Source organism: Methyloceanibacter stevinii (genome assembly GCF_001723355.1).
Lineage (GTDB): Bacteria > Pseudomonadota > Alphaproteobacteria > Rhizobiales > Methyloligellaceae > Methyloceanibacter > Methyloceanibacter stevinii.
The window spans coordinates 65,596-78,484 of sequence record NZ_LPWE01000002.1 but is presented as its reverse complement, the minus strand read 5'-3'; the positions used below and the strand labels follow the sequence as shown (position 1 = coordinate 78,484).

Sequence of the window (12,889 nt, the reverse complement as noted above, 5' to 3'; positions counted from 1 at the left end):
CCCTGATCCTTTTTTACGTAAGGACATTGCCGAGAACGTCCGAATGAGCTGAGTCGTGAACAGGAACGGCCACGACGTCCTCGTCGTGACCGTCTTCCTCGGGAGGCGAGGTAAAGGCGACGAGTTCGTTCGCCAAAACGTCCGGATCTGAGCCCGTGACCGTGTCGTCGTTGCTCGCGATCAGTTCGGTTTGGATGAGCAATTCATCCTCGTAGAAGTCTCCGCCGACGTAGTAGTCAGCCGCCGGACCGGTGTGAACGATGGTGGCGAAGTTCCCGAGGGCGTTCTCCCCGGTGGATGCAACCTGCATGACCGGGTCCGCATCCGCGGCCGCGGCGGGCAGCAGCTGGAGTGCGACATCGGCATCGGCAACAACGTTCTCCTGCTCGATGGCATTGATGTCATAGACGTCACCGGTGATCAGCAGGATGTTGAACGCAGGATCGCCGAAATTGGGGATGCCGACGCCGACCGAAGGATCCAATTCGGTGTCACCGGCATTCAGCTGCGCGATCAAGGCCTCCCAGGCGGGCGTGAGCTCCTGGTAGGACTGGGTTCCCCATTGCTCGATCAATGCCTCGTTCTGCAGCCAGTTCGCGCCGGTCGTGATGGAAGGGTCAGTCAGACCATCGCCGTCCCCGAAGGCGTCGTCGTAGCCGAGCACTTTGAGCGTGTCCGGGTCGAGCAGGATATTCTTCTGATAGATGAGGTTGAGCTCGTGGTAGTCGCCGAGGACGATAACCAAGTCGTAATTTTCACCGATGGTTATGATCTCGGTGAAGTTGCCTTGCTCGTTGGCTCCCATGAGGAGCTGATAGTTGGTCAGGTAGTTGTCCTGAACCGAGACGTCGTTGTCGTATAGCCAGTTCGCCTGCGATACCACGCTGACGTCATAGAGGTCGCCGTCGAGCACATCGACGTACCAGTCGATTCCGGGAAAGATATTGCTCCCAGCAAAGCTCGGAACTCCTGCGTCCGTGTCGAGAAACGTGGCGATGTTGAAGGCCTCGTTGCCATCGCCCTCGATCTGGAAAACGCCGTCGCCAGCATATGTGATGTCGTCGTCGTCGACATAGAGATTGAGCTGAACGATGGCGTCGGTCCTGAAGTAGTCGCCGACGACGACAAGGGTGCCGATCCCATGATTGATATCGAAAATGCCCGCGACGTTGGCGGCGAGGTTCGAGCCCGCCGTCAAGATCTGTCCGGGGACGTCCGTCGGATAGGGGCTTTCGGTCTCCCTGTCGTCGCCAAGCCCAACCGGAAACACCGGCAACTCTGCGTCTTCGGGCTGTAGTTCGCCGTTTACGTAGACACCCGGCTCGACGTCGCTCCTGGTCGTTTCGCCCAAGGTTTCCCATTCGGCATCGTATTCGCCGGCGAACGATATGAGTGACCCTGTGTTGAAGGAGGCGTCGGAAAATTCTGGAGGCGCCGCGGCGCGGCCTGGTCATGGAGATCCTGAAGCGTTTCTGCGACATCGCGGAACTGAAGCGCCTGGAGAGCTTCCGCCGACCACCCCTCGGGGATCGCGATGTCGTTGTCCCACATGACGTTGAGTTGTTGGACTTGAATCAGGTGCTGGTCCCCGCCGGTATCGTACGTGACGTGGATTGCCAGTTCACCGGACCCGATCTCGATCTGCAGAAGTGTAGGGGCGGCGATCAAGAGCGGTGCGCCAGGCGCGGCCAGCTCGTGAGGGAGTGCATTGTCGATGATCGGGTTGATGTCCAGGGGACGCGCCTCGGATCGCAACGGGTCCGCCGATAGCGGGCCGTAGCCGATCAGGCTAGGTGGTTCCGAGTAAGGATCGACAAATCGAGAGAATGTATGGAATTCATCGAGGTCGGGCGCTTGTGGACTGCGTCGTGACCGCCCGGATCGAAATCCCCGCGCGCCCGATGAGCCATGAACTCATCGTAGGACTCGCGTAGCCGGCCCGTCTCATTGCTGAGGTGGAAGTGACCTGCGAACAGGCGGATGATCTCGGTAGCACCGGTGCCCATCTATGCCTCCACGCCGAACTTCTCTCGGCTCGGCTCTTGGCGCCTCTCTCCAAGTATCCCCGCTGATGCCGCTTCTAATTGAGAAAGCCCGCGCGGTGTGTCCGCGCGGGCTCGTTGGTTTGGTTACAGGATCGCGTCCGTTGCGTCGTCACCAACAACCGAGATCTCATTTGAGTTGAACTGGATGTTGGCACCCTGAACGATGTTCTGGGTGAACGCTTCGTTGCTCGCGATTCCATCAGCAGACGCCGTAGCGGCATCACTGATGTTGCCGATCTCGCTCTCGGCCGTGACGTCGTCCATCTTGGCGTCGCCGCCATGTGCGTAGGCCGACTGACTGAAGCCGGCGCCGCCGTCGGAGTCGTGATGACCCCAATCCCACTTGGGATCGCCCTTGCTGTCACCACCGCCGCCGCCATCGTAGCTGACTTCAGCGCGCTCCACCTTGTCATTGTCAACGAGCGAGTTGACCTGCTGGATATTGAAGGCGTTGTCGTTGCCCGTGCCGGAAACGTCTTGCCAGACGTCGTTAGCAAGAGCTTGGACGATGCCTTCGTTGTCCTGCGCGTTGAAGTGCTCGATGTCGATCAGGTCGTCGTCAGTCGGCAAGCTGTCAAGGTCTAAGTCAATGTCGACATCCACGTCGACCTTGGTCTCGACTTCAGTCTTGACCTCGTTCTTGACCTCGTTCTCGATCTTGTTCTCGACTTCGTTTTCGACCTTATTGTCGACGTCGTTTTCTACCTTGTTCTCTACCTCGTTCTTGTTCTCATTCTCGTTCTTATTGTCGTTTTCGTTCTTGCTGTCGCTTTCCTGGTAGAGAGCCTGGACCGCTAGTTGAGCCTGGCCTTGCGCTTGGCCTTGAGCCTGGCCCTGAAGCTGATCTTGCTTCTGGTCCTGATCCTGTTTCTGATCCTGATCTTGCTTCTGGTCCTGATCAGGGTCGTGCTTGGGGTCGTAGGGACGGTAGCCCATGATGGTCTCCTTGGTCATACAAGGGACGCATCGCGGCTGAGAAACTCGCTGATCTTCTGCGTCGGCGAGCAACGCATATGCGATTGCGTCCAGTTTCGGTTTATCAATTGCGGCCCGGATTGCGGGACGGCTCGCTTGCGCCAAGACACACCGTCAATCTGCCGCCTGTGGTAACGGGATTGCTCTTCCGGGTGTTTGCCTCCTTCCTTTTGCTTCTTGACCGGAACGCGCCGATCAAGTGTCCGTTATTAGGCGGAGACGAAGTACTAATCGCAATGATTTTATGCATACCAAGTAGTGACTAATCCATACCCAGCATATACTTCTGGAATCGCTACATAAATTAACCGTATTCCGAGCCGTACCTAAGACATGTGATCTTCATTACTGTATTGAAATTTCTGGTGAGCGCCGGTTGTCCGCAACTAATATTAAGCGTACCATCCTTTATACAATGCGTACCCACTTCTACTGTTGAGCCCAAAGCGGACCCACGGTAGCTTCGCCGGGGTGGCGTAGCCCACGGTGGTGTCCATCAGGTGGTCTAGCTAGAGGATCGCGAGCGATGTCGCTGGCGTCGGGCACACATATGAAGAGGCGAGATACACTAGACCTCGGCACATTCCGCGATGAAGAGGCGGCCTATGAGTTCGTCGAGCGACGAATCTGGCCGGACGGGCCTGTTTGCCCTCATTGCGGCAGCAACCGCCGGATTGGGCGTCTGAACGGGGCGAGCACCCGCATCCATACATACAAATGCTACGACTGCCGGCGACCCTTCACGGTCAAACTCGGAACGATCTTTCAGGACAGCAAGGTCCCCATGCATAAGTGGCTGCAGCTCATCATGCTCAGCCGTGCTCTGGGGCCGACCCTGACGTCCTACAAAGCGGCGCAGATATTGGGCGTCACCGCCAAGACCGCGACGGCAATGCTTTCGCGGTTGCGAATTTTAGAGCAGAAGCTCCGCCTCAGGCATCGGAGCCAGTAGACCTGCGCCGTTCACAAGAAGGTGATTTCCTTCGCTGCCTTCAAGATGTCCCGGCTTTGCCATTTTTGTTACGGGCGGAGACTGACCGTCACGGCAGCCGCCACAGAATCGTCACAAAAAGTTTAAACATTTAAGGGTGCTGTTAGCATAGACTTAAGGTTGTAGGGTAGGGTCGGAAGCGTAAGCCCCGATGGTCGTCATGGCGTACAGTTGCGTGAGGAGTTGCGTCACATGTCGCGCCCAAGGGATATTGCGGGTCAAACGCCGCGAGAGCGTCAGCTCGAAAGTTTTTTGACTATTTTAAGAGAGAATGGCAGTCGTCAGCTGGCGACAGAGTTTCTTGCTGCCTTCTCCAAAATTGCACCGCCGGTGCTCCCAAAGACATCGACGGCACCCGTGAACTCAGACGACAACGCGTATGTCGTTCGGGGGTTCTGGGTTGCCAGTGCATCGGTTGAGGAAGGCACTGATAAATGCGCCTCCCAAGATCGGCAGTGGCGACTGGCGTCAGGTGGGAAACGTTTGTCCTATGGTGGCAGATCTGGATCCCGATCGAACGACTCGATGTGGCCATCAAACAGGTCCGACCAAAGCGCCATTGCTGCGGACCGATCGTAGTTGAGGCCGTGTACCCGAGAGCCAGGTGGAAGGTGATCGGGATGGGTAGACGCGGGACGCGTCAGTTCTTCCATGAAGCGGCTGGCGTTGAGACAGCCGTGACTGAATTTTCGGTCGTGTCCGCTGCTGAGTAGGCAGATCTCTTCTCCGATCAAATGACTCGGGAATCCTGTCACGTCCTGCCACGCTTCGAGCTGAACGAGGCCCGCGCTTTGAGAATCGAGGCGGCCGGTTGTGTATTCGGCGGCCAAGGAGATCAACATGCTCATGAAGCCGACCATGTAGGGGTCTAGCCAAGCTTGTTCCGTCAGTGTCGAGGAGAATCGTCTCTGACTCTCCTCGACGAAAGGTGAGATCAAAGCGACGGTTGCCTTGCGTGCGCGGCGGACTTTCAAGAGTCCAAACATGGCATCACCCCTCGTCAGAAGGGGATCGACACTGGCGTTGGATCGCTATTTTCGCGCGTTCATCGATCAATTGCGAGTCTTCCCCATGATTTCACGATTGCCACCCAAGCCCGACTTTGAATCAATCGAGACGGCTGCACTCGAATCCGCCGACCGCCGGACAATGCTTCTCGCTCTGATCGGGAATCTCTCGTTCAGCTGGTCCAACAACGAGAGCATGTTCATCTATGTGCTGATGCTTCTGCTCGACACGGACGAAGTATCGGCGGCAATCGTGTTCTCGACGCTCAACACCACGCGGGCGAGACTTGATCTGATACAGCGACTGGCGCTTATCCGAATTGGTCAAACCGAAGTCCGCGACGAACTCGATGGCTTGATCGAGCGGTTTACGGTAGCCACGCGGCTGCGCAACGAGTTCAACCACGCGATGTTCATGCTCAACGCGCAAGGCGACATAACGCACACGCAGTCTTTGCGCATCGTGGAGCGGCGAGGCCAGTTCAAGTTCGGGGAGACCCGGAAAGTCGACCAGGCGCGTATCGACGAAATGTCAGCTGCGATTCACGATCTGCGCGACCTCAACCGGGACCTGTGGGATTTTCTCCCGCGCTTGCAAGCGAGCGTGCCGACGCGCGCTGCGCCCGAACGGTGAGACGGCTTCGGTTGGGAAAAAGAGGCCCTGAAAAATCTGGGAGGTTTCTGCCATGACGGACAGGCCGGCAGCTCAAATAGTGGACGATCCATCGGCGAAGGAGATCTACGCCAACAAGCTCATTAGCGCGGCCTTCGACGGTGCTTGCGTAAGCCTGACGTTTGGCGTGGCGCGCGTTCTTCCTACCGGCAATCCGGACGGGGGCGCGGCGGGGGCGAATGTCCACGTCACGTCAAGGCTTGCCTTGTCCCCGGCCGCCGCCGTCGACCTGGCGAAAAGCCTGGGAAAGATGCTCAACACCCTCAAAGAGATGGCGGAGAAGAGGTTGGAAGAGCAAAAGCCTCATTAGCGCGCCGTGCTAGGAGCTTGCCAATCTGCGGACCTTCCGATCATTGCCATGACGGCACAAGCGCTCGCCTCACAATGGGAGACGTGCAGGCGGGCCGGTATGAGCGATCATCTGCCAAAGCCCATCACGCCGGTCACTCTCATGGCCATGATGAGCAAGTGGACGGATGGCGCGCAACGCGTGGACGGCGACAACTCGAGCTCGCTGGACTTTGGGAGGTGAACCTCCGCAATGCGGCAGCTCTTGGCACGTAGTGGACATCGGGTTTTGAGGCAGCCTGGTCCCTTTCGTCACTAAGGGAGGGAGGGGAGGCGTTGAATTCCAAGGAAAACAGGGCTAGGGGGGAGTGACCAAACCGGTCCTCCGCTACCACTTAGATCAATCAGATAGGCTTATGCCGCGTGTTGCGTTTGCAGGATCAGACTGCGACGCAGCGAAAGCAAATTGCCGTGGTCTTTGCCGCGCCGTGTCCTCACAAATGGGCGTCAGTCGACCCGATGGAGAAGAGGGTCTGCTTCACTCCGATAGCGGACCTCGTTCGAGCCCCCTTGCAGACTCCGCTGCGTGCCAGAAGCGGACCTAAAGGCTTCCTGGTTCACGCTCCCTCTTTTTCGAATAATTGACGGCCTGGCGAAGCGTCCCCATCCCCCGCCGCGTCGTGGTTCTGTGACACCCCCGCTAGGTGTCAAAGCTAAGAGGGACTCCGGTGCGCCAAGCGCAAAGCCGGAACTGCCCCCGCAACTGACCGCCGCTGCCGAGTAGGCTGCGAAGAATGAGGGGCCGGCGGTGATGAATCGCCGGTCCCAATCAACGCGCTTGCGGCTTTCGCAAGAGATACGTGTCCATGATCCAGCCCTTCTTCGACCGGGCTTCGTGCCTGACACGTTCAATCTCGTCGAGCACGTCGCTCAGCTTGCCGGAAACGAGGATCTCGTCGGGGGTGCCGATATAGGCGCCCCAGAAGATTTCCATATCGCCGTCGACGTTCTTGAAGGCAGCTTGGCCATCGAGCATCACGATGACGCTGTCCGCATTCTCGGGAAAGCCCTCTTTCAGTTTGCGCCCGGTGGTGATCATGATGGATTCGCCAATACGGTTGATGGGAATCCTGTGGGCCGCAGCCAAGGCCTGGACGCTGCTGATCCCGGGAACGACCTCATATTCGAGCTCGATATCACCCCGCGCGCGAATCCTCTCCAAGATGCGCAGGATGCTGTCATAGAGGCCAGGGTCCCCCCAAGCGAGAAAGGCGCCGCACTCGCCGTCGTTCAGTCTCTCCGCCAACAAGGTTTTGTAGACGTCTTCCACCGCGTCGTGCCAGTCGCTGACGCCTTGGCGGTAGCTCGGGGTCGCGCTATCACGAACCGGGTTGTCGAAGCCGACGACCTGATAGTTCGTGCGCGTAACGAAGCGTTCGATAATCTCGCGTCTGAGCTGCGCGAGGTCGCTCTTCTCGGCGCCCTTGTCGGGAATGAAAAAAACGCTGGCCCGATTCAGCGCATCGATGGCCTGCACGGTCAGGTGGTCGGGGTTCCCCGCGCCGATCCCGATGACGAGAACTTTTCGCTTCATTTATAGACCTGGCCTCGCTACCGGCGCAGTGGTGCTGTTGCCGTTACCCAGCGCGGCGAGTATGGCATCGAGGCCGTCCGTCAGCGCCGCGGGGCCAGGCTGGAGAATGAGCGGCGATTTGATTTCAACGATGCGGTTGTTCCGCACGGCCGGGATCGCGCTCCAGCCCGCACGCTGCTTGATTTTATCCGGCACGACTTTCTTGCCGCACCAAGAGGCGAGGATGACGTCCGGCGCCGCGCCGATAACGTCTTGCGGCGCGACGATTCGATCCTTGGCAGCTTGTCTTGCCCTGAGTTCTGGAAAGACATCCTCTCCGCCGGCGATCTCGATCAGTTCGGATACCCAGCCAATGCCGCTAATCATGGGATCGTCCCACTCCTCGAAATACACCTTCGCTTTGACCGCAGTTTGAGCGCCTTTAGCGACCTCGTTGAGGCGATGCTCGTATTGCCGGGCAAGACAGTCCGCCTTGTCCGTCGCACCGACCAGAGCGCCGAGGGTCCGGATCATGGCCAGGATTCCGGCGACATCCCTGTGATTGAAGGCATGCACGGCCACCCCAGCCTTGATCAACGCTGCGGCGATCTCCGCCTGAAGATCGGAGAATGTCAAAACCAGATCCGGATCGAGCGCAAGGATCTTCGGAATATCGGCCGAGGTGAAGGCCGAGACGCGCGGCTTTTCGCGGCGCACCTGTTTGGGGCGCACCGCGTAGCCGGACACGCCCACGATGCGATCCTGCTCGCCAAGAAGGTAAAGCGTCTCGACCGTCTCCTCGGTCAGGCAGACAATCCGCTCTGGCGGGAATTGGCGCATGTCAGGCCGTCGCTCCAGCATGGGCTGAAATTTCTACGACACTATAGGCCGCGCGCCCAATCTGGCCTTAAGGGAGCCGCTTCAGGCGCAGCTATGGCCGCCCGCAATTCCTGCAGCAGCCGCGGCTTGTCCGTTCCCAGCGTCCCTTTCAGGATCAGCCAATTCGAGGCGTGGTCGCTGCGGAATATGGTCCGTCTCAGCTCCAGCTCGGAGAGCAACAGCTCCATTTCCCGCATCAGGCTCAGCACGCTAAGCGGCTCGAAGTCGGGGAAATTTTCGCGCAGCCGCGTCTCGCCTTGCGGGAAGCTCACGACAAGCGTGGCGAGATACTCTGGTTGTACTGCGTTCATCAGCGCCGCCGAGTTCAGCGCATGCTGACGCGACAGCGCCTCGCCGCCGAGCCCGTTGAGGATCATCACCGAGCGTTTGATCCCCGCCTCCTGCAACTTGTCGAGCGCCTCGCGCGTCGTCTCGAAGGTTTCCCCCTTGTTGACCCGCGCCAGGACTTCGTCGTCTCCGGATTCCGCCCCGACATAGACAAGCGACAGGCCAAGCTCCGCCAGCTCCCGCAACTCCGCCGCCGACTTCTTCCGCAAATTGCGCGGCAGGCAATAGCTCGACACGCGGCGTACGCCAGGCATGTCGTGGCGGATCGCCTCGAGGACGGTCACGAGGCGACGGGTTGAAAGCGTCAACGCATCGCCGTCGGCAAGGAAAACGCGCTCGACGCCGTCGCCAAGTTCTTCGCTGCAGCGCCGGATGTTTTCGAGCACTTCCTCCTCGCTGCGGGGACGGAAGCGCTTCTGCGGAGCGGTGTACATTTCGCAGAATGTGCACCGGTTCCAGGAACAGCCGTCCGTCAGAGGCAGGATCAACGAATCCGCTTCGCTCGGCGGGCGGTAGACGGGTTCGACGTAACGGATGGGAATGATGGTCATGGGTCAGCGGTGAGCTTTCCGGAACGGCCGAAGGGACACGGCTAGAGTTTAGCGCAACAGACGCCTCACCCGAAAACTTTTGGCGGCCGATTGATGGTCGCGGCGGGGCGACCGGGGCGGCAAGGGCCGCTTCACTGGGCTGTCCGACTGGGCCCGCATACGTCGGCCGCTGGCGGCCTCGACGAAGGCCTAAGCGCGCGTCGCTGTTAGGTTGGCGCGTTACTGCATGAAGGCTCCAACGGCGACGGCGATGATTGCCAGGAAGGCCAACGAGGCGATGAGCACCCAGATCAATCCGACACGCTCAGCCTGTCGCGCTTCTGTCGAGCTCAGGACCGGAGTCCCTGTTTTCTCGTCTCTATGCATATCGTCCTCCTTTCGGTTGTGACCTCGCGGGCGATGCGGCCGCCTCCGCGCATGCGAGAATGCGAGCCGCGACAACGCCCGGTCGGCTTCGAAGTTTCGGTCGCAATGCGATTTCGTCCTGAGCACCAGGGAGGGGCCGGAACAGGCCCGCGGCTCTCAGACGCCAAACGAGACTGTGGTCCGTTCGGGCAATTCAAACCTTGCCGCCAGAGTTACTTGACGCGGCTGGACAGCTGAAACGCGCGTTCGAAGCAGCTTTGGCTGCTCCGCGCGTTGACCATGGGGCTCAACGATTGCGTTCACTGATAGACCTAAGGGGCACGAGGCATAGTTCAAGGGGCGGCGGGAAGCGATCCTGATAGCAATCTTCTATCGTCTGCGGCTCCGCGCGATCTGTTTCGATAGGCTGTTCGCCGTTTTCGTTTACGCGTGCCGGAGGCCCGCGGCCCTGCTATTTTAGAGCGTGCTGGGCAACGATCCTGCACCAATACGGGGAGGAAACTCATGGATCTCGTCGGCATTCTCGTAACCCTGATTATCGGCGCAATCGCTGGCTGGCTGGCCGGCGTCATCGTCGAGGGCGCAGGCTTCGGCCTGTTGTGGAACATCATCATCGGTATCGCGGGCGCGTTCATCGCGGGCTGGCTGTTTCCGAGACTGGGCCTCCGGTTGGCTATCGCCGGCGGTGTCATCGGCGCAATCGTCTCGGCGGCGCTCGGTGCGATCATCCTGCTGGTCGTGGTCAATTTGATCCAGCGGCTCATCGGCTGATCCGATGTTATTGAGGGGACGCGGCCGCGCTGGCCGCGCTCCCTGTTGTCTCGTGCGTAGATCGAAATCTGGGATCGTCATTCCGCGCCCGGCGCGGGCATTGGATGGCGGCGCTGCTTTGCGTCCTGATTCCCCCACGTGGCGTTCGCGGACGAGCGGGAGCGCATCGCTCCATACCCGTCTCTGAAGCCCCCCAAACGACTGAGGCTTCGAGCAGCGAGAGGCCCTCGGCTGCTTGACAGCCAACGATCCGCTCCCCTATGGAAGTAATGTTATAACATTATAGTTGAGGAGTGGTCATGGATGGACAAGCCGCCGATGCGGTTGGCGTGCTGAGGGAGAGACGCCTTGGAGAGAAGGCGCAGTCCGATCTGCATGAGGATCGGTCCGAAGCCTCAGGTCCGGCAAAAATGGTGGACGCGCGCGGGGGCATGGTCGGCAATGGGGTGCCGGCGGCGGCATGCCGCGTCGTCGATCAGGCCGGGGCGGGCGTCCTGGACGAGATCCGGTCTCCCGGTTGCGCCGCCGCGATCTGGCGGCGTGAGTTGCCTTCCGACTTCCAAGCCTGGATCGATGCGCTTGAGCCGGACTCGCTGCCGGACGTTCGAATTGTCGTGTCTCCGAATGCAGTGCACGACGCGTTGTGTTCGCTCTTCGACGAACAGGGCGTGCCCGCAAGTGACGGCCGAGCGAGGCTTGCGCGCGATGCCGCCGAGCTTGCAGGTCATTTCGGCTGGATCATGAAGACGAAAGCGGTGCGGCTTCGCCTCGACGTGATCGGTGACAATGCCTGCCGCAAATTCCATCTCGACAATGTCGCGGCGCGCTTGCTTTGCACCTATCGGGGCCGTGGCACGCAATACGGGCGTGCCTGCTCAGGTGCCGATCCGAGTGTCATCCACGAACTCCCGACAGGCGCCGTCGGTCTGTTCCGCGGCGCGCTTTGGCCCTCCAGCGAGGGGACCGGCATCGTCCATCGCTCGCCGCCGATCTCCGGGTCGGGAGAGACCCGGCTGCTGCTCGTCATCGATCCGGTAACGGACGTTTCCTGACAAACCTCGGGCTGCGAGCGTCAGGCCGAGAGAGTCAGGCTACGAGCCTTGCGCGGTCGTGCGGTGCATCGAAGTCGAGCTCGGGCCCGATGGCGACGACACCGGACGGATTGATGGTGCTATGGCTCTCGTAATAGTGCCGGCGATTGTGCACGAAGTTCAGTGTGCCGGCCACGCCGGGTTGCTGATAGAGGTCGCGCACATAGGCCGACAGCGCCTCATAGTCGGCGAGGCGTTTCAAATTGCATTTGAAGTGGCCGTGATAGACGGCATCGAAGCGCATCAAGGTCGTGAACAAGCGCCAGTCGGCTTCGGTGATCCGGTCTCCCGTGAGGTAGCGCTGCGCCTGCAGGCGCTGCTCGAGCCAGTCCAAGGTCTCGAACAGCGGGTAGACCGCCTCTTCATAGGCTTCCTGAGACGTGGCGAACCCGGCTCTGTACACGCCATTGTTCACCGTGTCGTAGATACGGTTGTTCAAGGCATCGATCTCGCCGCGCAGTTCTTCCGGATAGTAGTCGCCCGGCTTGGCGCCGACACCGTCGAAGGCGCTGTTGAACATGCGGATGATCTCGGAGGACTCGTTCGAGACGATCGTGCCGGTTTCCTTGTCCCAGAGAACGGGCACTGTGACGCGGCCTGAGTAGTTGGGATCCGCCTTCAGGTAGATCTCGTAGTAGTACTGCGACTGGAACAGACGATCACCGACGATTCCGTCGTCGTCCGGCTGGAACGTCCAGCCCTTGTCGCCCATGAACCAATGTACGACCGACACGTCGATCATGTCGTCGAGACCTTTGAGGGTGCGATAGATCAGCGTCCGATGGGCCCAAGGGCAGGCGTAGGAGACGTAAAGGTGATAGCGGCCCGGCTCGGCCTTGAAGCCGCCTTGGCCGCTGCGACCCGGCGCGCCGTCGGGCGTACCCAGTTCGCGGAATTGGGCCTTGGACCGGACGAACCGTCCGCCGTGTTCCTTCGTATCGTACCAGGCGTCATGCCAGACGCCGTCAACCAGCAAACCCATGGGACCTCTCGTGGGGATATGCCGCCCAGGCGAGCGGCGCGCAAATTGTAGCGTTTGTTACAGAACTTTATCTGGGATGCGAGGGACCAGTTTCAAGGGTGAACGCTTGCCGCTTTTCAGGGCCCCGCCGCGCCGGCCCTATTTCATCGTCATCTTGCCGGAAACCGTCTGGAAGACGTCGAGCAGCGAGCAGGAGACCAACGACATCGATGTGCTGATGGCCACGGCGATACCGGCAGCGACCAGGCCGTACTCTATCGCGCTGGCGCCGGACTCGTTCTTGAGGAACGTCGTGAGCAGGGTGCCCATGGCCCATGGCCTCCAAGATGTAGGGAAACGACTACACAAC

At 59.9% G+C, this 12,889-nt stretch carries 17 protein-coding genes and 1 riboswitch; of the genes, 6 read left to right on the top strand and 11 right to left on the bottom strand.

Annotated features, from left to right (window positions below; all coding sequences use genetic code 11):
• Nucleotides 1–13 precede the first annotated feature (13 nt).
• The 4 genes from AUC70_RS01000 to AUC70_RS00985 all read right to left on the bottom strand — a co-directional run bounded on the left by AUC70_RS01000 (nucleotide 14) and on the right by AUC70_RS00985 (nucleotide 2,999).
• Nucleotides 14–1,351 (bottom strand): hypothetical protein, encoded by a 1,338-nt coding sequence (locus AUC70_RS01000; protein ID WP_069443181.1) that lies wholly within the window; start codon nucleotides 1,349–1,351, stop codon nucleotides 14–16.
• Nucleotides 1,306–1,755, bottom strand: a complete 450-nt coding sequence (locus AUC70_RS16570; protein WP_141701878.1) for a hypothetical protein — start codon at nucleotides 1,753–1,755, stop codon at nucleotides 1,306–1,308. Before AUC70_RS16570 ends, AUC70_RS01000 begins: the two co-directional genes overlap by 46 nt.
• Nucleotides 1,756–1,784: 29 nt before the next feature.
• Complete coding sequence (locus AUC70_RS00990) at nucleotides 1,785–2,006, bottom strand: hypothetical protein (RefSeq protein WP_069443179.1); 222 nt, start codon at nucleotides 2,004–2,006, stop codon at nucleotides 1,785–1,787.
• A gap of 123 nt (nucleotides 2,007–2,129) precedes the next feature.
• Entirely contained in the window at nucleotides 2,130–2,999 is an 870-nt protein-coding gene (locus tag AUC70_RS00985; RefSeq protein ID WP_244505441.1) for a hypothetical protein, read from the bottom strand.
• Nucleotides 3,000–3,570: 571 nt separating this feature from the next.
• Between AUC70_RS00985 and AUC70_RS00980 the strand changes: the two genes are divergently transcribed.
• Nucleotides 3,571–3,972: a transposase gene (locus tag AUC70_RS00980; protein WP_158007318.1), complete on the top strand. Its 402-nt coding sequence runs from the start codon at nucleotides 3,571–3,573 to the stop codon at nucleotides 3,970–3,972.
• 527 nt (nucleotides 3,973–4,499) lie between these two features.
• Here AUC70_RS00980 and AUC70_RS00975 read toward each other — a convergent pair.
• On the bottom strand, nucleotides 4,500–4,871 hold the full coding sequence (locus tag AUC70_RS00975) for a hypothetical protein (RefSeq protein WP_141701877.1): 372 nt from the start codon (nucleotides 4,869–4,871) through the stop codon (nucleotides 4,500–4,502).
• A 124-nt stretch (nucleotides 4,872–4,995) separates the two neighbouring features.
• Between AUC70_RS00975 and AUC70_RS00970 the strand changes: the two genes are divergently transcribed.
• From AUC70_RS00970 to AUC70_RS18245, 3 genes are all read left to right on the top strand, one after another.
• Nucleotides 4,996–5,652 (top strand): hypothetical protein, encoded by a 657-nt coding sequence (locus AUC70_RS00970; protein ID WP_244505440.1) that lies wholly within the window; start codon nucleotides 4,996–4,998, stop codon nucleotides 5,650–5,652.
• Nucleotides 5,653–5,704: 52 nt separating this feature from the next.
• On the top strand, nucleotides 5,705–6,001 hold the full coding sequence (locus AUC70_RS00965) for a hypothetical protein (protein ID WP_141701876.1): 297 nt from the start codon (nucleotides 5,705–5,707) through the stop codon (nucleotides 5,999–6,001).
• 99 nt (nucleotides 6,002–6,100) lie between these two features.
• Nucleotides 6,101–6,223: a hypothetical protein gene (locus tag AUC70_RS18245; RefSeq protein ID WP_280138188.1), complete on the top strand. Its 123-nt coding sequence runs from the start codon at nucleotides 6,101–6,103 to the stop codon at nucleotides 6,221–6,223.
• A gap of 420 nt (nucleotides 6,224–6,643) precedes the next feature.
• Nucleotides 6,644–6,768, top strand: a riboswitch (cobalamin riboswitch).
• Between the two features lie 40 nt (nucleotides 6,769–6,808).
• On the opposite strand, the gene cobF is transcribed toward AUC70_RS18245, so the two are convergent.
• The 4 genes from cobF to AUC70_RS16950 all read right to left on the bottom strand — a co-directional run bounded on the left by cobF (nucleotide 6,809) and on the right by AUC70_RS16950 (nucleotide 9,696).
• Nucleotides 6,809–7,573, bottom strand: a complete 765-nt coding sequence (gene cobF / locus AUC70_RS00960) for a precorrin-6A synthase (deacetylating) (protein ID WP_069443175.1) — start codon at nucleotides 7,571–7,573, stop codon at nucleotides 6,809–6,811.
• The gene (locus tag AUC70_RS00955; protein WP_069443174.1) at nucleotides 7,574–8,392 is read right to left on the bottom strand and encodes a cobalamin-binding protein; all 819 of its coding nucleotides are present in this window, start codon (nucleotides 8,390–8,392) and stop codon (nucleotides 7,574–7,576) included. It lies immediately after the preceding gene.
• Between the two features lie 41 nt (nucleotides 8,393–8,433).
• Complete coding sequence (locus AUC70_RS00950; protein ID WP_069443173.1) at nucleotides 8,434–9,330, bottom strand: radical SAM protein; 897 nt, start codon at nucleotides 9,328–9,330, stop codon at nucleotides 8,434–8,436.
• 219 nt (nucleotides 9,331–9,549) lie between these two features.
• Nucleotides 9,550–9,696, bottom strand: coding sequence for a hypothetical protein (locus tag AUC70_RS16950; RefSeq protein WP_158007317.1), 147 nt, complete (start codon nucleotides 9,694–9,696; stop codon nucleotides 9,550–9,552).
• Nucleotides 9,697–10,200: 504 nt separating this feature from the next.
• On the opposite strand from AUC70_RS16950, the gene AUC70_RS00945 reads away from it, so the two are divergent.
• Nucleotides 10,201–10,467, top strand: a complete 267-nt coding sequence (locus AUC70_RS00945) for a GlsB/YeaQ/YmgE family stress response membrane protein (protein ID WP_045368290.1) — start codon at nucleotides 10,201–10,203, stop codon at nucleotides 10,465–10,467.
• Between the two features lie 299 nt (nucleotides 10,468–10,766).
• Complete coding sequence (locus AUC70_RS00940; protein WP_206599285.1) at nucleotides 10,767–11,519, top strand: DUF1826 domain-containing protein; 753 nt, start codon at nucleotides 10,767–10,769, stop codon at nucleotides 11,517–11,519.
• 34 nt (nucleotides 11,520–11,553) lie between these two features.
• On the opposite strand, the gene AUC70_RS00935 is transcribed toward AUC70_RS00940, so the two are convergent.
• Together AUC70_RS00935 and AUC70_RS15915 are read right to left on the bottom strand one after the other, a co-directional pair.
• On the bottom strand, nucleotides 11,554–12,540 hold the full coding sequence (locus tag AUC70_RS00935) for a glutathione S-transferase family protein (RefSeq protein WP_069443172.1): 987 nt from the start codon (nucleotides 12,538–12,540) through the stop codon (nucleotides 11,554–11,556).
• Nucleotides 12,541–12,678: 138 nt separating this feature from the next.
• Nucleotides 12,679–12,849, bottom strand: coding sequence for a Flp family type IVb pilin (locus tag AUC70_RS15915; RefSeq protein WP_083241125.1), 171 nt, complete (start codon nucleotides 12,847–12,849; stop codon nucleotides 12,679–12,681).
• Nucleotides 12,850–12,889: the final 40 nt, after the last annotated feature.